Raw genomic sequence first — 19,348 nt, 5'->3', positions numbered from 1 at the left:
TTTATCTGTCAGCCTCCACCGGCCAATAGTTCAAGCTCCAATACACCGCCGGCATGTTTCCTAGCTTTTCGCCCTTTAGCAGGTATGGCATGCAAATAAGATTTCTAAACGAGCCCACACTCATCTTTACTCTGTATGGTTCTGGCTGACTTTTAGATACAATATAACATCCCAGTGAGCCACGGCCAGACTCTACTCTCTTGTAGACTTCGTCGTTTCCACCCTTTGGGTTTGGCTTTAGCTTGACTCGAACAGAGCCAGACTTTGGCATTTTTTGCAGAGCCTGGCGAATGATATTGCAGGATTCCAGCATGTCGAGCCATGGAATCTTGGAGCGTGCATATGCATCTCCTTCCTTGAGTGTGTTTACCTTGATGTCAAGTTCTCCATATGCATCGTACGGCTCTTTTACTCGCAAGTCATAGTCAACACCGCTTGCACGCAATGTAGAGCCAGTTGTTCCTAGTCGTATTGCGTCCTCTCGGGAAAGTTTTCCTGCGTCGCGGGTTCTTGAAATCAGAATTGGGTTGTCATAAAATATTGCACCGTATTCTTTGATGCGTTTTTCAAAATAGTTGACTCTCTTTAGTAACATGTCCTCAAAGTTTGCTGGAACATCGTTTCGAATTCCACCAGGTATGAAGTATGAGTGTGTGACACGAGCTCCGGTCATTTTTTCTAGCATGTCTATGTAGAGTTCCCTGTCACCTGCAGGCCACATGAACATTGTAGAGTGGCCCAAAAAGATTCCATAGATTGCAAGCCAGTATTGGGTGTAGACGCATCTGTTAAGCTCTGATGCGATGACTCGCAGGTATTTTGCTCGCTCCGGCACTTCAATTCCCAACAATTCCTCAACGCCAAGGCAGTATGGGTACAATACATTGCAAGAGTCGTGAATTACCGGCCTCTCTAGGTGTGGAATGTTTTGAATGTAATTTCGGTATTCGGCCATCTTCTCCTCTCCCCTGTGCACATAACCAGGATCAGGTTCTGCAGAAACGATATAGTCGCCGTCAATTTTGACAATGATTCTCATGTGCCCAGATCCTGGGTGTTGTGGTCCTACGTTGAGCGTCATGATTCGCTCGTCTACTTTTTCCATTTGCAGGCCTGGTGGTAGTGAAGTACTCATTTTATCGTCCCTTTAGTTTGAAGTCTTTTCGCATTGGTGGCAAGTCCGCCCAGTCTTCTGGGAGGAGTAATCTGCGATTATCTGGATGACCATCAAAGTAAACGCCAAGCATCTCAAAGCATTCACGCTCATGAAATTCTACACTGTAGAAAATATCCCTGAGGCTTGGAAGTTTGGTGCTATCGGATCCCGGATTTGGGTTATCCTCTCTTGGAGCCCTAGTTGCCAGGGTCAGAACCTGATTTGCAAGTTCTGGGTCCGTATAAGAGCCTAAATGATAAACAACTTCAATTTCCTTTTCTTCTGGATAGTCAACGCCTGTAACGGCCTCGGCGTGGTCATAGTGCATCTCATCATGAAGGAATTTTGCCACATCCAGTACGTCTTCTTTTGATACTTTGATGCGGACTCTGTTCTCTTTTACAAATTCAATTTTTGTCTTTGAGCCAAACTTTTTTTCAATCTTATCTGCTATTGATTTTTCAAACTTTGGGAGATCCTTTACTAACTCTGATTGTGCTACTGGTTTTGTTTCTTGTGAGCTCATTTAGCATTACCTAGCCTTTAGCCTCTTAATTTTCTCTTGTAGTAACATGCATCCCTGAATTAGGGTCTCAGGTCTTGGAGGGCAACCTGGTACGTACACATCAACTGGTAAAATTCCATCAATTCCAGGTAAGACATTATACGAATCAAAGTACAGTCCGCCGGTGATTGCGCAGGCTCCCATAGCAATTACATACTTGGGCTCTGGCATTTGGTCATAGACTAGTCTTAGTCTTGGTGCCATCTTTCTCGTGATGGTTCCCTGTACTACCACAAGATCACATTGGCGTAGCGATCCGAACGCCTCGATGATTCCAAATCGCTCTACATCATATCTTGGGCTGGATGCAGCACCAAATTCAACACTACAACAAGCAGTTTCAATGTGCACAGGCCACAAAGACCAGAGTCTACTCCAGTTAATTGCGTATCCTAGGGGTTGATCAATAGCTTTGACTAGAACATCGCCTAGCTTGCCTACAAAGACATTTGCGTTTTGTGGTGTGAGTAGATCTTTTAGCAATTTAATCCCTCACCAGGTTTTTGCGTCCAAGTAATATTAAGACTACCAAATATTTCTCCTCTTTGACTGGTACAAAGCAAAAGCCATAGCTGCAAACATTATTCCCAAAAATGCGATTATTGGCAAAGTCGCAGTCTTGGGCAGATTCAAAAGTGAGCTGCCCCATGCATACAGAAATATTGCCATCACATCAAATACTACAAACATTAGAACATACGCATAATACTGCATCATAAAGTGGGTTCTTCCCTCTCCCTTGGGTACTTGACCTGCTTCCATCGGGAGGAACTTGACTGGATTGCTGAGTCGTCTAGGTGAAATCATACGCGATATCAAAAGTGCGGGACCTACAGCCACGATGGCAAAGCCAAACATCAGAAGAACATGACTATAGCTAGCCGCATATTCCCCAACCAAATCAGCTTGACACCCGATTGTTAATATAAAAAGCTATGTAAAGAATTCAATAAATTTTTGCGATCAAAAATTAATCTTGACATCATTGATATATCGCATTTGGTTTTTTTTATTCATGGTAAATGTAGGCGAAAAGGCTCCAGAGTTTGAGCTGGTAGACACCGATCTAAAAATGAGAAAGCTCTCCGAGTTTAAGGGCAAAAAAGCAGTTCTGTCATTTTTTGTTGCCGCAAGCTCTCCTGTTTGTACCAATGAAATGTGTACTTTCCGGGACAGATGGGGCGAGATCTCTGCGCTTGGCGCTCAAGTAATTGGAATCTCAAATGACGGTCCATTTGCAAACAAGGCGTTTGCAGAAAAATTCCATTTAAACTATCCAATACTTGGAGACTACAAGTCAAAGACCATACGAGATTATGACATACTAATGCCAGACCTCCTACATGTAAAAGGATACGATGCAGCAAAGCGCTCTATCTTTGTAGTGGATGAAAATGGCACAGTATCATACAAGTGGGTCTCTGATAATCCATTGGTGGAGCCAAACTACCAAGAGATAATTGATTTCCTCAAGAAAGGAAACTAAATTCTTCTTTATTCTATTTCTGCTAGGATATCATTTTTTGCAACAGATGCCGTAGGCTTTACCTTGATTTTCTTGATGGTGCCGTCCTTGTGCGATTTTATTGATACCTGCATCTTCATTGATTCCAAAACGCAGACGACATCACCCTTTTTGACGCTATCACCCTCGCTTACATTAACAGAGACTACTTTGCCTGGAATTTGACTGTGCAGTGCTGTTTGTGCGTCGCCGGAGTCTTCTCCGCCAGAATTCTTGTAGACAATCTCGTTTAGAGAGTGATGCATGTTTACTGTAAACGGAGTACTATCAACTACCATCTTCATATGTGCAGTCCCGGCGTCCAGATACTTGACAGTGTGGACGTGGGAATCGAGGACAAATTCTATTCCTCGAGTGTTCATTTTGAGAATTTTGAGTGTGTGTTGTTTGTCGTTTATTTTGATGGTGTAATCAGATTCGCCTGTTTTTTGCAGGATATGGCCCTCAAATGCCGCTTCAATGTCTGCTATTTTGTATTCCATGATTATCTTCCATCCATGTGGCTCTTCCAGCGTGGGCTTGGAGCACTTGATGATTTTACTCTGCTTCTAAAGAATTCAGAGTGGATAATGGCACCCGCAATTGCGGCATGTTGCTTTTGCTTTTGGTCTTCTTTGATGTCTTGTACTAGTTTGTCTATTATTCCATATCGCTTCAAAAAGTCAGTGGAAAGATTTCCCTTTTTGTATTCTTCTGTTTTTAGTATGGTCTTGTACAGCGGTATTGACGTCTCTACGCCTTGGATGTAAAAGTCGTTTAGTGCGTTTATCATTCGAACTCGTGATTCCTCAAAAGTTTGGCCCCATGTGATTAGTTTTGCCATCAGCGAATCATAAAACGGCGAGACTGTGCATCCAGGATATAGGTATGTGTCACATCTAACGCCAGGACCAGACGGTATTGTAACATCCGGAACTGGGCCCGTCGATGGCGCAAAGTCTAAGAACGTGTCCTCTGCGTTGATTCTGCATTCAATTGCATAACCATTCATGTGTAAGTCTTTTTGCTTAAACGGCAACGGCTCACCGTTTGCAATGTCTAGTTGCAGTTTTACCAAGTCCAAGCCAGAGACCAGCTCCGTGATTGGGTGCTCTACTTGAAGCCTTGCGTTTATTTCAATGAAATAGAAATCGCCATTGTCTGCTCGGAGGAATTCTGCAGTACCAAGGTTGGTATAGTCTACTGCCTCTGCTGCCTTTACCACAAGTTCGCCTATCCGGTCTCTTGTCTTTTGGTCAACTACTGGTGATGGGGTCTGCTCGATTAGTTTTTGGTTGCGTCGCTGAATTGAGCACTCTCTCTCAAAGATATGCACCGCATTTCCATGCTTGTCTCGCGCCATCTGGTATTCAATGTGCCTGATTTTTTCTAGGAATTTCTCAACTAGGATTGCAGACTTGCCAAATGCCGCAATGGATTCGCCAGTTACTGTCTCGTATGCTTCCCTGAGTTCCTTGTCGTTGTTGACTAGTCTGATTCCTCTTCCTCCTCCGCCATATACTGATTTTAGCAAAACCGGATATCCAATTTCATTCGCAATGTCTAGTGCCTCCTCGACATCCTTGACTAGGTCAGGACTGCCAGGAACTGTCGGCACCTTTGCCTTGAACATTGCTGCCTTGCAACGCATTTTATCACCGCAGAGATCCATTGAGGCAGCTGATGGTCCAATGAAATTGATCTTGTTGTCCTCACATAGTTGTGCAAAGTCAGAGTTTTCTGAGAGGAATCCATAACCAGGGTGAACCGCATCAGAGCCAGACTTTAGTATCGCATCAAGAATTCTTTCTTGGTTGAGATAGCTCTCTCGAGGAGCTGCTTTGCCGATATAGAATGCCTCGTCTGCCTTTTTGACATGGAGTGAGTTGTAATCTTCATCAGAATATACCGCAACTGTCTTGAGTCCAAGTGCCTTGCACGTTCGAATTACACGTAATGCTATTTCTCCCCTATTTGCGATTAGAACTTTTTTTATCATAGTATCACAGGTTTATGTTTCCATGTTTTCGAGGAAGCTGTTTGTCTCTCTTGTTTGCAAGCATTTCAAGTGCCTTGATCAACATCGGTCTGGTTTGGGCAGGGTCAATTACTGCATCTACAGATCCTGTCGATGCTGCAACATACGGATTTGCAAACTTTTCATTAAATTCAGCTGTTAATTGTTTTTTGAGCTCGTCTGGGTTTTTGGCATTGTCAAGATCTTTTTTGTTCATGATTTTTACTGCGGCCTCTGAACCAAGTACGGCAATCTGTGCAGTAGGCCACGCATAGTTAATGTCGGTTCGAAGGTTTTTGCTTCCCATGGCAATGTATGCTCCGCCATATGCTTTGCCAATTACTAGTGTGATTTTTGGAACTGTGGCTTCGCAGTAGGCATAGAGAAGCTTACTTCCATGTCTGATTATTCCGTTGTGTTCCTGGTGGGTTCCAGGCATGTAGCCTGGCGTGTCCACAAATGTGATAATTGGAATGTTAAATGCATCGCAGTACCTAATGAAGCGTGAAGCCTTGTTTGAAGAATCTATGTCTAGTGCGCCTGCCAGAGACATAGGCTGGTTTGCCACAATACCCACAGTTCTACCGTTCATTCTTGCAAATCCAACAATTACGTTTTGCGCAAATAACTCATGGACCTCAAATAATTGGTTGTTGTCCACAATGGAGAGAAGTATCTCCTTCATGTCGTATGGTTGAAGCGAGTTTTCAGGAATTTTGTTTATCAAGTTGTGATCTGTCCTGTTCGGATCGTCGTCGGTTACAACGTGTGGCGCTTCTTCTGTGTTGTTTGACGGAATGTATGAAAGTAGAGTCTTGATTTTATCAAAACAATCGTATTCATTTTTTGCGACAAAGTGAGCAACACCTGACTTGGTTCCGTGTGCCATTGCGCCTCCAAGATCCTCAAAAGATACTTCCTCGCCAAGAACAGTCTTTACCACTTCTGGACCTGTCACGTACATCGTTCCTTCCTTTTCCACCATTATGACAAAGTCAGTCATCGCAGGAGAATACACCGCACCGCCAGCAGAAGGTCCAATGCTTGCAGTGATCTGCGGGACGACGCCAGATGCGAGCTCATTGTGATAAAAGATATCTGCAAATCCATCAAGACTCAATATTCCTTCCTGAATTCTTGCACCACCAGAGTCAGCAATTCCTATAATTGGGCAGCCTGTTCGCACCGCATGGTCCATTAGTTTTGTAATTTTTTTGGCGCCCATCTGTGATAGTGTGCCGCCAAGAACTGTAAAATCATACGCAAAGACAAAGACCTGTCTACCATTGATGGTGCCATAGCCAGTGACGACACCATCGGTAAAGAATTTCTTTTTCTGCATGTCATATTCGTAATAATGGTGAGTTGTTAGCGCATCAATTTCCGTAAAGCTTCCTTCATCCAATAAAAGATGGATTCTCTCTCTGGCGGTGAGTTTTCCCTTTTCATGCTGAGCCTTTATTCTGTCCTGACCTCCGCTTGCAAGCGCTGTCTTTTGCTTTTCTAGAAATTTTTCAATTTTGTCAGTGTGCATGTAAGACCCCGCAACAACTGACCAAGATAAACTCTATATTAATTTTAGAACGTGATGGTATTGAAAATGCCTGATCGCGCTTTGTTAAAATTATTCCCGGATTTTGTCCCTGCCACCCTTGGCAGTTCTAAAGACATTCATTCCGATGTTGTAATTTTCGTATAATGTCTCTAGTTTTTTGAGGTCTTCCTCCGCCTGCTTGATTTGGCTAGGGGTTGCCTCTGGGTCAACTCGCAATCTTTCCAGATCCTCTTTCTTTTGCTTTACCATGTCACCCACACCCACCTCATAGTTTGATGTTCCCTTGAATTCGGGGCTCAGAACGTACTGAGGATTATACGGAGGAATCTGGTATGTGATCCCTTCTTTTTTTGTCTCGATCTGGGTGTCAGTCAATGTATAGTTCTCTTTTGCGCTTAAATTTTAAGATTTAGCAGTGAATAGTTCTTTTTTACGGCATTTTGATAATCCAAAAACGATTCCTGCGAGTTGCCACACTTTTTGCACACACACAATTCTGAGACCCTGCTTCGATCACAGTCGTCTGCAAACTCGCACTTTGCGCACCCTGCAGGGCCTCCGCATATGACACATTTTAGTTCCTTTACCTCTTTTTCTGCACATTTTTCGTGCTTGACCCCAATTCCCTTTGCCCACAGGCCAATCTCGTTTACCTCGATTTTCTGGTTGCATACAATACAAGTTCCAGGGAACTTCATCGGGATTTTACGCCAGCTCATTTTATCAGATCAATCTCTTTTTGGATTACCTCGGAATATTCAGGGTTGACTTCGAGTTCTAGCTTTTTGTTTTTGATGCAAAACAAAATGTACGGCAGATAATGTGTCGCAATCGTACTGGTGGATACATGGAATCTCTTCGCAAGATTTGCTCCAAGCGATTTGATTACCTTGCCGTCCCATCTCAGTTTGTTCAAAAGCGGCCACGACAAATTGTACTGCGAATATTGCACCGACATGCCCTCAGAATATAATTTCAGCAAAATATTATCCAGATATCGGAGAAGTCGCCATTCCTGCGTTTTCATTATTTTGCCATACAGCATATCTGCCTCAGATATCACATCTAATAGTCGAGCCATGTCATGGTTTGGAATGTTGCTGGTCACTATACTAGAATAGAATCCATTGATTTTCTCTCGCGGATCAATTCTCAAAGAATACAAAACACTTTGAGCCTCTTGTGGTGTTTTTGCCTTGAAAAACGCAGTGATGCCAGCCTCTACGTCTAGTGCCTCAAACGATTTTTCAGTCATTACATCGAATCCACCAAGCTGGGCCTGCGCCATGTTCAATAATGAGCGAATGTCTCCCTTACAGTCCACAATTATTTTGATTATGGTTCCAGGCGAGAGTTTTGCTCCCTCTTCTTTGAGGGCCTTATTCAGGTATAATCCGAGTAGCCGCGGTGGGACAGGCTTGAAGTTGACGGTCTTTGCTGTTTTTTTGATGTTCTTCATTTTGTCAGAATCATCAGAGTTTGCTGCAAGAATTATCGGAATGGTTGGCTCTTTGAGAATTTTGATCAATGCTTCTACCCCCCCAAAGTCAGACCTGCCATGAATTCCATCCACTTCGTCGACAAATATCATTGGCTTGCCAAGCAAGCTGGTACTTCCAAGCAGTGGCGATAACAAGTCCTCAATGTTTGACTTGTTACGGACATCGCTTGCGTTCATTCCTATTAGATCATATCCAAATTCCTTGGCAGCTAAATGCGCAAGCGTTGTCTTTCCTATTCCTGGTGGACCCACAAGTAAAATTGGCTTTGCACCTACCTTCCATTTTGTAAGCCACTCGACAAAGGATTTGCGAGATTCCTCGTTTCCAACCATGTCGATTATTTTCTTTGGCCTATGTTTTTCAGACCACATCATAGCTTATCACCTCGGAAGTTTTGCGGAAAATTCCGACCACAGGTCTGCCTTGTCAAGCTGATTATACCAGTACTGGTTGTAGTGCTCTACAGTCAAAAACAAAAACTCCAAAAATTCCGTATGCGAAAAATCCTTCGGGAGTAACTCCAGTGCAAGTCTTGCGTCGGACAGGTATAGTTCACTTTTCTTCATCGTATTTTCAAAGCCCTTTTTGACGTCATTTGTCAGCAATGAATAGTATAGTGGCCATGACGGGACCTTTACAAATTTGTTTTTAATCGAGTCCTCGATTTCATTTCCACACCCTACCCCCTCTGCAGCTCTCGCCATTCCCAAATAGAATATCTCACCCAGTGGGTTCTTGGATAGTGCCATGTTGCGTCCAGCAGTACCCATCACTGCTCGGTATTTTTTGTAGCACTGGTTCATCTGCTCTTCGGTAATTTTTGTCGGTGTGCTTTTGAGTTTGGTGTCAATGTATTGGCCTAGTCTTGCATCGCGAAATCCTTCCTCGAATTCCCGTAAAACTTCCTCGCCTCCTTTTGCGATTTTATCTCTCGCAAGCTTCAAAATGTATGGATTCATGAGCTTGTAGTCATCCAGATATTCCAAGTCCTCGTCCTTGTCGACTATTCTATCCATTGGCTCAGAGAGGTCAATTGCTATTATGTGTCCGTCAACTAGGTTCTGTCTCATTTGCGCAGATTTTGTGTTGGTGTATTCAGCTGCCGCATCATACAAGGAGCAAAACACTGGTAGTGTCATTTTTACAAAATTAGAGTTTAAAATGCGCAAAACCCGGTCTTTGAGAATTTCTGGATTTTCAAGCTTTGATTTGATTTCAGGAATCTGCGAATCCTGTAGTATTATTTCCTCAGAACACACCTCTTGCGCAAACGCCTTTTGCGTGGATGCAGGAGAGGCATCATTTTTTATCTCACGCAACAAGTCATCTGTAAATCTCTGCGCAAATTTTGGAAACTCTGATTCTGCCTCTTCCTTGTACTGGTTGAAAAGCTTGAATCCCTTTGACTTGAATAATCCTTGCTTGATTATCTGCTTGCCAGATTTTGTGGACATTAGTGCCTCTTTAGACACTACGGACTGGTCCTTGCCGCTCATCAGTGATTAGCTTTCCATCTAGTTATTTAGCCTTTCAAGATTTCTTAGATTAAATTACGAAAAATTTTCCCAGATATTATGCAGCCAATCGAGGTTTTGCGCAACGCATCCAAGCTAGTGTACCAAAATGTAAAAGATCTAGCAGGAACAAAAGCAGCTGGAGAAGACTACGGAGTTGGCAAGGGCGGAGACATTTCTAGAAAAATAGACATTGTCGCAGAAAAGACAGTTCTTGATTATCTAAAAAAAGTAAAGTTTGATTGTACAGTACTAGGTGAAGAGTGCGGCCGTGTAGAATTATCAAAGAACCCAAAGGGCTTTGTGGTAATGGATGCAATTGACGGCTCGGCAAACGCAGTGCGCGGAATTCCATTTTTTTGCTGCTCGCTTGCATTTGCACCAAAGTACAAGCTCAGCTCCATCACAGACGGTGTGGTGACTGATCTATCCAATGGTGACATGTATTGGGCAACAAAGGGAAAAGGGGCATACTTGAACAAGAAAAAAATCATTGTGCACAAGCAGTTCCCCGTCTACAAAATTGTCGGAATCAATGTCTCTGGAGCAAAACCCAAGCTAGTAAAAAGAATCCAACCAATCTTTGAGAATTCCAATCACTCAAGGCACCTAGGCGCAAACGCGCTAGAGCTAGCAATTTTTGCACGTGGTCTAATGGATGTCTATATTGACCTAAGGGATAAAATTCGCGTCACCGACATGGCAGCTGGCTACATAATATCAAAAGAGGCAGGCGGCATTTTGCTAGATTCAAAGCTAAAGCCATTAGATTCTGATCTATCCTATGAGACAAGACTTTCATTTATTGCGGCAGCAAACAAGAAAATTTTATCAGAGATTTCAAAACAACTCAAACTCGGAAATAAGTAATTTTGAAGAATATCTCTTTTCAAATTATCTTATTTAAGTAGTTCATTGGAAATTTTCAGTTATTTTTTCTGTTTAATTTTTATATAATCACCAAAAGAAAATTCCACATGGACGAATCAGAAAAGCGACTAAAGCAAGAAGACTGCAGTGAAGACAGCCTAGGTCCAGGAATTCTGACATTAACAAACAAGCGAGTTGCCTTTGATAAGACTCGCGGAAGAATTGCCGATTTTACCAAGCGTATAGAGGAGACAATCATAGATGTGCCCCTAGGCGATATTCAAAAGGTCTGGAAGGAGGGACTCTTCATAAAAAAGATCTGCATCACAGGCAAGACAGCAGACGGAGAAAAAACCTTCAAGTTCGGCGTCTTTAGCACAGGCGGCTGGGAAAAAGACATCAAAAAGGCAATCGAGCAAGCAAAGTCTCAGTAATCAATTTGCACTGTATCTAGTCTCCAGGATTGTCTGACAAACGTATCCTGAATTTTTGCACCCTTTTTTGCAGTTGCCTCTAATAATCCAGTCCAAGCAATTTGCGAGCCACAATCTCCGGAATAATCCAGAGGTGAGACAAAGAACTTTGCCTTTTGTCTTGTACAGATTTGCCGAAATATTTGCGAGAGTCTTTTGTTTGCTGCAACGCCACCAACTACTAGCAGCTCCTTTTTTTCTGTAAAAGACAATGCCCGTTCTGCAGCCTCGCCAATCATTGCAAATGCCGTTTCCTGTATGGAGTAGCATGCATCCTGCTTGTTTTTTGAGATTCTTTTTGCTGCAGACATTAGTCCAGAAAACGACACATCATTTCCTTTTACGACATATGGTAGTTCAACATAGTTATCAGATTCTTGCGCAAGTTCTTCAATTTTTTTTCCGCATGGTGATGCAAATCCAAGCGAGCGCCCAAACTGGTCCAGCAGTTGTCCAAGTGTTATGTCAAGTGTCTCTCCAAATATTCTCCATTTTTTGTACTTGAATGCAGCAAGCATTGTATGTCCTCCCGATACTAGTAACACCAGAGGATCCTTTGCTCCAGTGAGCATTTTACCCAGCTCGATGTGCCCTATCGCATGATTGACAGGATAGATTGGAATTTTGTGATATGATGATATTGTCCTAGCTATTACGCCAGAGACTCGCAGGCACGGTCCAAGGCCAGGTCCGGCTGAATATGAAATAATGTCAATGTCTTTAATGGATAGATTTGCCTTTTGCATACACTCTGATAAAACGCTGGTACTGTGCTCAATGTGGTGTCGCGAGGCTTCGCGCGGATGGATTCCTTGCCCGTCTGGTGGTCGATAGATTTTGCGAACATCAGAAAGAATTTTTCCCTTTTCGTTTTTCTTTTCCACTATAGCGCATGAAAATGTGTGTGCAGTGCTTTCTATTCCTAAACAGATCATTTTATCCACGACTCATGCTAGATATGATTTTGATTACATCCCCGTCCTTGAGGATGTGATCAGCACTGATTCGCTGCTTTGTCTTTGCGTCAATTGCATGCAAAAATCCCTTTGCCAGATCTGCATGTATTGTGCCTGCCAGCTCTTTTGCAGTAGAGCCGACAGGTAACAGTCTTGCGTCAGGCAGTACGACGCCATCCTTGTTTGAGAGCTTGGTCTCATCCTCTACAGGATATACTGTGATGAACTTGAGAACATCAAATACAGCATAATTGATTGCCGATTGAACGCCGGTTGTCTGGATTTTTCCCATCACATACTTTACCAGATCCAGCGCTTGCTTTTGTTGAGGATTTATTGTGGATTCGTTTGATATGGTAAATGACGAATCGCCTGGAACATATTTTATCAGATTTGCCTTGCTTGCTTTTCTGAGTAATAACTCAGATTCAGCACTACATGTTACCACGTGACTTTCTTTTTTTATTTTCTCAATTATGGATAGATCCTTGCACAAATCCGCCTTGTTTGCCACAATTAGTACTGGTTTTGTTTTTTTGCGAAGCTTGGTTACAAATTGCAAAATGTCTTGCTCTGTCCACTCTGTTGGTTTTTTTGCAGCAAGTCCAGTCTCCTTTAGCATATCAGATACTTGATAGTCCTTGATTCCAAGGCCGGAAAACCTTCTTGTTATTCCCTCTACTAGTGTTGCTGTCTTTTGTAGAATTTCCTTTAGTAATTTTTGCCATTCCCGCATCAGGATTTGCTTAAACCACTGGTTGAACTCGTTTTCAACAAATTCCACGTCATCTAGAGGATTGTGAGTTCCCGCAGGGACTGGCTGGCCCTGGATATCTGTTGTGCCAGCAATATCCACTACATGAATTAGAACATCTGCCTGTCGTGCATCGTCTAGGAACCTGTTACCTAGACCCTTGCCCTCATGTGCTCCCGGTACCAATCCCGCGACATCAATGATTTTGACAGGAACTAGTCGAATTCCATCCAAGCACATTGGGTTTTGGTGTGCAATGCCAAAATGCTTGCATGCACATTTTGTCTTTACATACGTCACCCCGACGTTTGGCTCTATTGTGGTAAATGGATAATTCCCAATTGGCACTGCGGTTTCAGTAGATGCAGAAAAGAACGTGGATTTTCCTACATTTGCCTTGCCTAAAAGACCGATAAACATCAAAGATAAAAAAATCACCACTTCTTATTAGGATTGCAGAAATTGTTTAATGTGGAGTAAAACTAGCCTCCTACATGTTAGTAATTACTGGCAATCCAGGTGTAGGCAAACATACAGTCTCTGAAAAATTGGCACAAAAACTAGACCTGCCAATACTTGACCTAAACCAAATCGCAATACAAAACAAAGTCTATGAAAAATCTGGCTCAACACTAGACGTTGACGTAAAAAAATTGGCAAGGCTAGTAAAAAAATTAGCAAAAAAGAACAGTATCATAGTTGGACACCTAGCCCCATATGTCTTGGATAAAACACGGGTAAGTACAACAATAATTTTGCGAAAAAATCCATACAAGCTAATCCCAGTTTACAAAAAAAGAAAATACACGCAAAAGAAAATCATAGAAAACGTAGGAAGTGAAATCCTAGGCATAATAGAATACGACTCTATTGCAAGCTTTGGCATCAAAAAGACATTTCAAATCAATGCTACCAATTTATCCCCTAGCCAAATCATAGCAAAGATAGGCTTGATCACACAGCGCAAATCCAAAGGAGATAAAATAGACTGGCTGGATTTAGTATCACGTAAAGGAGACTTGGCAAAGTTTTTCCCAAATAAAGAGTGATCCCATGTTTGAAATTCTAAAGACAGACCTTGCAGCAAGAATAGCAATACTGCAGACAAATCACGGCAAAGTAGAGACTCCTGCATTTGTCCCGGTGATTCACCCAGTAAAGCAAAGCATTCCACCATCAAAGCTAAGACAAATGGGTTTTGATCTTGTCATAACAAATGCATACATCACAATGAAGCGCTGGGGTGACGAAGCTGTAAGGCGTGGCATTCATGATATCATAAAATTCGACGGCAGCATCATGACGGACTCTGGTGGATACCAAGTACTAGAATATGGCCAAGTAGATGTCACGCCAGATGCCATGGCCGACTATGAACAAAAAATAATGACGGACATTGCAATACCTCTGGACAAGCCTACTGGATACGGGCTACCAAAGAAAAAGGCAAAGGACTATGTCGACCATACACTAGCAGTAACAGAGAAAACAATCAAGGACAAAAAAGAAAATGGCCAGATCTGGATTGGTCCAATCCAGGGAGCGGAACACCTGGACTTGGTTAGAAGATCAACTAGTAGCCTACTATCACAGGGATACCAGATGCTTGCATTTGGCAGCCCAGTTGAGGTAATGGAGTCATACGAGTATGGTCTCTTGGCAAAAATTATTCTTGAAGCAAAAAAGCTAATCCCGGATTCAATACCGCTTCACTTGTTTGGCGCAGGCCATCCACTTACAATACCAATTGCAATTGCCTTGGGTTATGACACATTTGATTCTGCATCCTACATGCTTTATGCAAAGCACGATAGGTACATCTCAGATGACAGAACAAACCAACTCACCGAGATGCAATATTTTGCGTGCAACTGCGAGGTTTGCAAAAAATACACCCCCAAGTCACTCTCAGAATTGCCAGCAAATGAGCGAATCCCCTGTATTGCCCTCCATAATCTATATGCTATCAAGTCCGAAGTAGATAGGACCAAGGAGGCAATCCACGAAGGTAGGCTCTGGGAGTATGTCGTCAAAAAGATAAAGGCTCACCCAAAGCTCTACGAAACACTGAATGTCTTTACTGCAAATTCCGAGTTTTTGGCAAAAACCACTCCTAAATTCAAGGAGAGGGCATTATTCCTATACACCCCAGAGGACCAGTTCAGACCGGAGCTTCTATCATATCACAGAACAGTTCGGGCTTTTAAGACCGACAAAAAAGAGCTCGTAATTCTAAGAGATACGGCAGACAAACCATTCTATCTTTCAGGAGATTACTCCAAAATCAAGAAAAAATACAAAGAAGATAAAGTTCAGTTTTGCCAGTTCAACCCATATCTAGGACTGATACCTCTGGAGATCTCCGACCTTTATCCAGCAGCGCATTATGTAATGGCAAATACCAACGCAAAGCCAGAAGAATTTACAGAATTTTCAAAGACCTGGAAGGCTTTTTTGCAGAACAACAAGTTCGAGAAAATTCATCTCGAAAAGAACGACTTCCTAAAATCTCAAAAAATACCAAAATCAGTCAAAACTAGACAAATAAAAAAGTAAAAAGAAAGAAAGCGGTCTAAAGACCTGCGTCTTCTGCCCAGCCTTTTACGAAAACTCCGTTTCTGTGTAGAGGAACTGGTTGTCCAGCTGTGTAGTTCATTGGTCTCATCCAGAAGATTGACTTTGTTGGGCAAACACCGATGCATGCTCCATCGGAGATGCATCTTTCTGGGTAAAAGACAAATGCCTTACCTCTTTTCCAGCCTTCGACTGGTTTTACTCGGAGTACGTCTGGGCCAAGAGATGTACAGATTTCTACGCATAGTGCGCAGCCAATACATCTTTGTTCATCAACGTCTGGAAGTATTGCTATTGGCATTTATTTCACTTAATGTAATTTGCCTGTGCTAACTATTTAAACCATGATTGAAATATTCAACAGCGTTATTTTTTGATCGATGTGCGCGATCAAATAAACAAAAAATTTTCAAAATATAAAAAAGGTATACAGATGGTTTTTACTTTCGCATTGCGTCGATTTGGCCGCTTGTTACCCAATCTAGCAATTCAGCTGCACTTGGATTCAAGTCAGCTCTTTTGTCCATCAGATTTTTTACCCAAACCCAATTAATTTGGTTTAACAGTGGTTTGTTTCCTTCATCGCCTGCGCGGGTTTTGTTGCGTAGGTCTGCAGGAATTGAATTCCACCATTGGTCAAAAGTTCTACCCATGAAAAAGGATCTTAGGTTTGACTAATTAAAGCTTTTGAAGATTATATTATTAGCGCAACGATCGGTCGTCCTTGTGACAACCTTTTAACGTAGACCAAAAACCATCCCAATCTCTTGAAAGTAAAAGTTTTGGGGGCAGGCCTAGAGGTAGGAAGGTCTGGCTTTTTGGTAAACTGTGAAGGGGCCAATTACCTATTGGATTATGGAGTAAATCTTGGAAAAAACCTGCTGGCACCAATGCACGTGATGCCAAAGGAAGTCGACTCCATCATAGTAACACATGCGCATTTGGACCATTCCGGCTATGTACCATTGATGTATGTTAGTGGTACCTGCCCTGTGTATGCAACTCCGCCAACATTTGATCTCAGTAGAATTCTAATCGAAGACATGCTACGACTGGAAAAGGAAGCCCACCCGTTTGGTTTGCCCGAAGTTCACAAGATGTATTCGCATGCAAAGCGAGTTGGCTTTAACGAAAAAATCACTCATGGCAAGTCATCGTTTGAACTTCGAGATTCCGGCCACGTTGTGGGTGGAGGAACCGTCCTAGTCGAATCTGAAGGAAAAAAACTCTTCTACACTGGAGACATCAACGTAAACGGCTCCAGAATGTTGCGCGAAGCAGACCTCGACATTGGTGAAATTGATATGCTAATCACAGAGAGTACCTATTCTCAAACAGAACAAATGCCAAGAAAGGAATCTGAGGAAAAGTTCATCGAGTTTGCAAATGAAATACTGGATCAAAAGGGAACCCTGTTTGTTCCAGCATTTTCTGTAGAGCGCTCCCAGGAAATTGCCTGCATTTTAAAAAACGCCAAGTTCAAGCACAAAATAATCATGGATGGAATGGCGCTAAGTGTCAACGAAGTGTTACTACGATATCCAGAATATCTCCGAGACTATGAGGTATTTGTAGATGCAATAGAAAATACAGTCTGGGTGAGGACTCACTCAGAGCGAAAGCGCGAGCTTGCAGAGCCATGTGTTGTAATATCGCCTGCAGGAATGCTAGTTGGCGGAAACGCTGTCTTTTATCTGCAAGAATTGGCGCTTGACAAAAAAAATGGAATTGCACTTGTATCATATCAAGGTGAGGGTACGCCCGGCAGAAGGCTTCTAGATTCAGGCAAGATTTCAGTCCAAGGTAGAGAGCGAAAGGCAGAGGCCCAAGTACGACAGTTCGAGTTTTCAGGGCATTCTGATAGAAACGCGTTATTTGATCTAATCAAGAAGATCAAGGGAAATCCCAAGGTCCTGACTGTCCACGGGGATGGAAACTCGTGCACAAAGTTTGCACAGGAAATCAACGAGCGGTTTGGCTTCGATGCACATGCCCCAAAGATGGGCGACGTCATATCGATATAATGCAAATCAACCTAGATCATACCATCAACAGTGGCCAAGTGTTTTTGTGGGAAAAGTTTGGGACCAAGTGGTATGGAATAAACGGCTATGATGTTTTATCGGTTGACGAGAGCAATCCCGGCATGGTGTCATCGTATCAAAAACAAGATTATGATTTATTCAGAGAAAAAGACAATTTTGAGAAAATAATTAAATCAATATCCCAAGACAAAATAATAAAAAAGGCAGTAAAAGAATTTGCAGGCCTTCGGCTAATGCGACAGGATCCGTTCCAGTGCTACATTTCATTTATTGTATCATCTAATTCTAGCATACAAAACATCAGGCGAACTTTGCAAAATATTACAATAAAGTTTGGTAAAAAAATCAAATTTGATAATAAAGAATTCTATACATTTCCAGAACCAAAAAAATTGGCAAATGCAACAAGACAAGAGTTGTCATCCTGCGGCCTGGGATACAGAGCGTCATTTGTTAAAGAGGCATCAAGACTAGTCAGCAATGGCCAGATCGACTTTGATCATCTAAAAAAGGAAGACTATCACACAGTTAAAGAATCCCTACTGAAGATATTTGGGATTGGAGATAAGGTAGCTGACTGTATTTTGCTTTTCTCACTAGAAAAGCTGGAATCATTTCCGCTGGACCGCTGGATAATTCGCAGTCTGCAGGAATACTATCCAGAGAGATTTCTCTTTGAGGGAAAAACACTGACACAAAAGAAATATCAAATTTTGCACGAAGAAATCACAGAGTATTTTGGGCCATATGCAGGGTACTGCCAGCAATTTCTCTTCAAGTTGATCAGGGAGTCAAATCAGAAAAAATGGTTGTAAAAACCCTTAAAATGCCAGCTCATTTTGAGGAGTTTGGGCCGGTAGCTCAGCATGGATAGAGTGCTGGACTTCTAATCCAGTGGTCAAGGGATCGAAGCCCTTCTGGCCCGCCACCTAAAAAATTATTTAACATCACACCCTGCGGCATACAATGAAAGATATCGAGATAGTCCTACAGAACAAAAACATTAGTCCAAATTCAGACATCATAGGTACTATACTGGTAAATTATTCCGGAAAATACGATAGCATTGTCCTTAACACCCAAATTCTCGGATCCAATGAACTCATGTTATTTACATCGCATAACGGCAAAAAAATATCTCAGCGCAGTTCGAGGCTTTTCATAAGCCGGGAATCCATGCCAAACAACAAGGCCGACTTTACTGCGCAGATTACCTTTGAGCCTGCACAAAAGCACGACGTCAAGTTTCGCGCATCAATAATAGAGCAACACAAAGAAATTGAAAGTGACGTTGTTTTTGCTAGTTTTTCCTAGAATCTCTGCTTTGTTACCACTACTTTGCCCTTCATCCATGGATGTGGAGAGCAGTGATATTCAATTTCTGTAGCCTCTGTAAAGAGGAATTCATAGTTTTCTCCAGGCTTTACGACGCCTGGTGAGCCAAATTCTCCGCTGTACGAGTCCTCAGTCGCCTTGTTTGGCGATACAGTGTGAGGAGTTGCATCATAGTTTACCCAGATAACACGGTTATCGATTCCCAGCTGAACATTGATTGTCTTTGGAATATAGTTATCCTTTTGCTCAGGGTTGCCAGAGCCTTCGACCATTTTTACCTCAATTTCGTCAGATGGGTTTAGGATTGCTTCAGATACCTTTGGCTTTGCCATTGATTCCGGAAGATAATAAATCTGATAGTAACCGACTCCAATCGACACCCCAACGAGCAATGTTATAATGCCAATTCCATATGCATGACTAGATGTTGGTTTGCTGCTCAACACCATTATTGTCGCTAAAAGTCTTATAAGTTTAGTGCTAATTTTCAGATTTTTGTTTTGGGAGTTCCAATGTTTCCGGTACTGG

At 42.4% G+C, this 19,348-nt stretch carries 24 protein-coding genes and 1 tRNA gene; 9 read left to right on the top strand and 16 right to left on the bottom strand.

Annotation, left to right across the window (positions count from 1 at the left end; all coding sequences use genetic code 11):
• Position 1 precedes the first annotated feature (1 nt).
• From FJ354_04210 to FJ354_04195, 4 genes are read right to left on the bottom strand one after another with little or no spacing between them, the layout of a single operon-like run.
• Positions 2–1,135: an NADH-quinone oxidoreductase subunit D gene (locus tag FJ354_04210; protein MBM3905873.1), complete on the bottom strand. Its 1,134-nt coding sequence runs from the start codon at positions 1,133–1,135 to the stop codon at positions 2–4.
• Position 1,136: 1 nt separating this feature from the next.
• On the bottom strand, positions 1,137–1,682 hold the full coding sequence (locus FJ354_04205; GenBank protein MBM3905872.1) for an NADH-quinone oxidoreductase subunit C: 546 nt from the start codon (positions 1,680–1,682) through the stop codon (positions 1,137–1,139).
• A 6-nt stretch (positions 1,683–1,688) separates the two neighbouring features.
• On the bottom strand, positions 1,689–2,204 hold the full coding sequence (locus tag FJ354_04200) for an NADH-quinone oxidoreductase subunit B (protein MBM3905871.1): 516 nt from the start codon (positions 2,202–2,204) through the stop codon (positions 1,689–1,691).
• A 42-nt stretch (positions 2,205–2,246) separates the two neighbouring features.
• Complete coding sequence (locus FJ354_04195; GenBank protein ID MBM3905870.1) at positions 2,247–2,579, bottom strand: NADH-quinone oxidoreductase subunit A; 333 nt, start codon at positions 2,577–2,579, stop codon at positions 2,247–2,249.
• 157 nt (positions 2,580–2,736) lie between these two features.
• Between FJ354_04195 and FJ354_04190 the strand changes: the two genes are divergently transcribed.
• Complete coding sequence (locus FJ354_04190) at positions 2,737–3,207, top strand: peroxiredoxin (protein ID MBM3905869.1); 471 nt, start codon at positions 2,737–2,739, stop codon at positions 3,205–3,207.
• A gap of 8 nt (positions 3,208–3,215) precedes the next feature.
• On the opposite strand, the gene FJ354_04185 is transcribed toward FJ354_04190, so the two are convergent.
• The 7 genes from FJ354_04185 to FJ354_04155 all read right to left on the bottom strand — a co-directional run bounded on the left by FJ354_04185 (position 3,216) and on the right by FJ354_04155 (position 9,795).
• Entirely contained in the window at positions 3,216–3,728 is a 513-nt protein-coding gene (locus FJ354_04185; GenBank protein MBM3905868.1) for a biotin/lipoyl-binding protein, read from the bottom strand.
• A 2-nt stretch (positions 3,729–3,730) separates the two neighbouring features.
• Positions 3,731–5,224 carry an acetyl-CoA carboxylase biotin carboxylase subunit gene (locus FJ354_04180; protein ID MBM3905867.1) on the bottom strand — a complete coding sequence of 498 codons (1,494 nt, stop codon included), beginning with the start codon at positions 5,222–5,224 and terminating at the stop codon, positions 3,731–3,733.
• A 4-nt stretch (positions 5,225–5,228) separates the two neighbouring features.
• Entirely contained in the window at positions 5,229–6,776 is a 1,548-nt protein-coding gene (locus FJ354_04175; protein MBM3905866.1) for an acyl-CoA carboxylase subunit beta, read from the bottom strand.
• A 90-nt stretch (positions 6,777–6,866) separates the two neighbouring features.
• Positions 6,867–7,172, bottom strand: a complete 306-nt coding sequence (locus tag FJ354_04170) for a hypothetical protein (GenBank protein MBM3905865.1) — start codon at positions 7,170–7,172, stop codon at positions 6,867–6,869.
• Between the two features lie 20 nt (positions 7,173–7,192).
• A complete protein-coding gene (locus tag FJ354_04165) occupies positions 7,193–7,516 on the bottom strand; it encodes a hypothetical protein (GenBank protein MBM3905864.1) in 324 nt (107 codons plus the stop codon).
• Positions 7,513–8,670, bottom strand: a complete 1,158-nt coding sequence (locus FJ354_04160) for an AAA family ATPase (protein MBM3905863.1) — start codon at positions 8,668–8,670, stop codon at positions 7,513–7,515. Before FJ354_04160 ends, FJ354_04165 begins: the two co-directional genes overlap by 4 nt.
• Positions 8,671–8,679: 9 nt before the next feature.
• Positions 8,680–9,795, bottom strand: coding sequence for a hypothetical protein (locus FJ354_04155; GenBank protein MBM3905862.1), 1,116 nt, complete (start codon positions 9,793–9,795; stop codon positions 8,680–8,682).
• A gap of 78 nt (positions 9,796–9,873) precedes the next feature.
• Here FJ354_04155 and FJ354_04150 point away from each other — a divergent pair, with 78 nt between their 5' ends.
• Both FJ354_04150 and FJ354_04145 read left to right on the top strand, forming a co-directional pair.
• Entirely contained in the window at positions 9,874–10,683 is an 810-nt protein-coding gene (locus FJ354_04150; protein MBM3905861.1) for a fructose 1,6-bisphosphatase, read from the top strand.
• 107 nt (positions 10,684–10,790) lie between these two features.
• Entirely contained in the window at positions 10,791–11,117 is a 327-nt protein-coding gene (locus FJ354_04145) for a hypothetical protein (GenBank protein ID MBM3905860.1), read from the top strand.
• Here the strand turns inward: FJ354_04145 and tsaD are convergent.
• Together tsaD and ychF are read right to left on the bottom strand one after the other, a co-directional pair.
• Positions 11,111–12,091, bottom strand: a complete 981-nt coding sequence (tsaD, locus tag FJ354_04140) for a tRNA (adenosine(37)-N6)-threonylcarbamoyltransferase complex transferase subunit TsaD (protein ID MBM3905859.1) — start codon at positions 12,089–12,091, stop codon at positions 11,111–11,113. The genes FJ354_04145 and tsaD overlap by 7 nt on opposite strands.
• A gap of 1 nt (position 12,092) precedes the next feature.
• Positions 12,093–13,286 carry a redox-regulated ATPase YchF gene (ychF, locus tag FJ354_04135; GenBank protein MBM3905858.1) on the bottom strand — a complete coding sequence of 398 codons (1,194 nt, stop codon included), beginning with the start codon at positions 13,284–13,286 and terminating at the stop codon, positions 12,093–12,095.
• Positions 13,287–13,360: 74 nt separating this feature from the next.
• On the opposite strand from ychF, the gene FJ354_04130 reads away from it, so the two are divergent.
• Positions 13,361–13,915, top strand: coding sequence for a shikimate kinase (locus FJ354_04130; protein ID MBM3905857.1), 555 nt, complete (start codon positions 13,361–13,363; stop codon positions 13,913–13,915).
• A gap of 4 nt (positions 13,916–13,919) precedes the next feature.
• The gene (gene tgtA / locus FJ354_04125; protein MBM3905856.1) at positions 13,920–15,422 is read left to right on the top strand and encodes a tRNA guanosine(15) transglycosylase TgtA; all 1,503 of its coding nucleotides are present in this window, start codon (positions 13,920–13,922) and stop codon (positions 15,420–15,422) included.
• Between the two features lie 16 nt (positions 15,423–15,438).
• On the opposite strand, the gene FJ354_04120 is transcribed toward tgtA, so the two are convergent.
• Both FJ354_04120 and FJ354_04115 read right to left on the bottom strand, forming a co-directional pair.
• Positions 15,439–15,741, bottom strand: a complete 303-nt coding sequence (locus FJ354_04120) for a 4Fe-4S dicluster domain-containing protein (GenBank protein ID MBM3905855.1) — start codon at positions 15,739–15,741, stop codon at positions 15,439–15,441.
• Positions 15,742–15,880: 139 nt separating this feature from the next.
• Positions 15,881–16,093: a hypothetical protein gene (locus tag FJ354_04115; GenBank protein ID MBM3905854.1), complete on the bottom strand. Its 213-nt coding sequence runs from the start codon at positions 16,091–16,093 to the stop codon at positions 15,881–15,883.
• Positions 16,094–16,207: 114 nt separating this feature from the next.
• Here FJ354_04115 and FJ354_04110 point away from each other — a divergent pair, with 114 nt between their 5' ends.
• From FJ354_04110 to FJ354_04095, 4 genes are all read left to right on the top strand, one after another.
• Positions 16,208–17,464, top strand: coding sequence for an MBL fold metallo-hydrolase (locus FJ354_04110; protein ID MBM3905853.1), 1,257 nt, complete (start codon positions 16,208–16,210; stop codon positions 17,462–17,464).
• Positions 17,464–18,300, top strand: coding sequence for a DNA repair protein (locus FJ354_04105; GenBank protein ID MBM3905852.1), 837 nt, complete (start codon positions 17,464–17,466; stop codon positions 18,298–18,300). The genes FJ354_04110 and FJ354_04105 overlap by 1 nt, the downstream gene beginning before the upstream one ends.
• Positions 18,301–18,335: 35 nt before the next feature.
• A tRNA-Arg gene (locus FJ354_04100) sits at positions 18,336–18,413 on the top strand.
• Between the two features lie 38 nt (positions 18,414–18,451).
• Positions 18,452–18,799 carry a hypothetical protein gene (locus FJ354_04095; protein ID MBM3905851.1) on the top strand — a complete coding sequence of 116 codons (348 nt, stop codon included), beginning with the start codon at positions 18,452–18,454 and terminating at the stop codon, positions 18,797–18,799.
• Here FJ354_04095 and FJ354_04090 read toward each other — a convergent pair.
• A complete protein-coding gene (locus FJ354_04090; protein ID MBM3905850.1) occupies positions 18,796–19,269 on the bottom strand; it encodes a copper-binding protein in 474 nt (157 codons plus the stop codon). The two genes, FJ354_04095 and FJ354_04090, sit on opposite strands and share 4 nt — an antisense overlap.
• Positions 19,270–19,348: the final 79 nt, after the last annotated feature.

It is taken from the genome of Nitrososphaerota archaeon (assembly GCA_016872055.1).
Taxonomy (GTDB): domain Archaea; phylum Thermoproteota; class Nitrososphaeria; order Nitrososphaerales; family Nitrosopumilaceae; genus Nitrosotenuis.
This window is presented reverse-complemented; position numbering and strand designations above follow the sequence as displayed.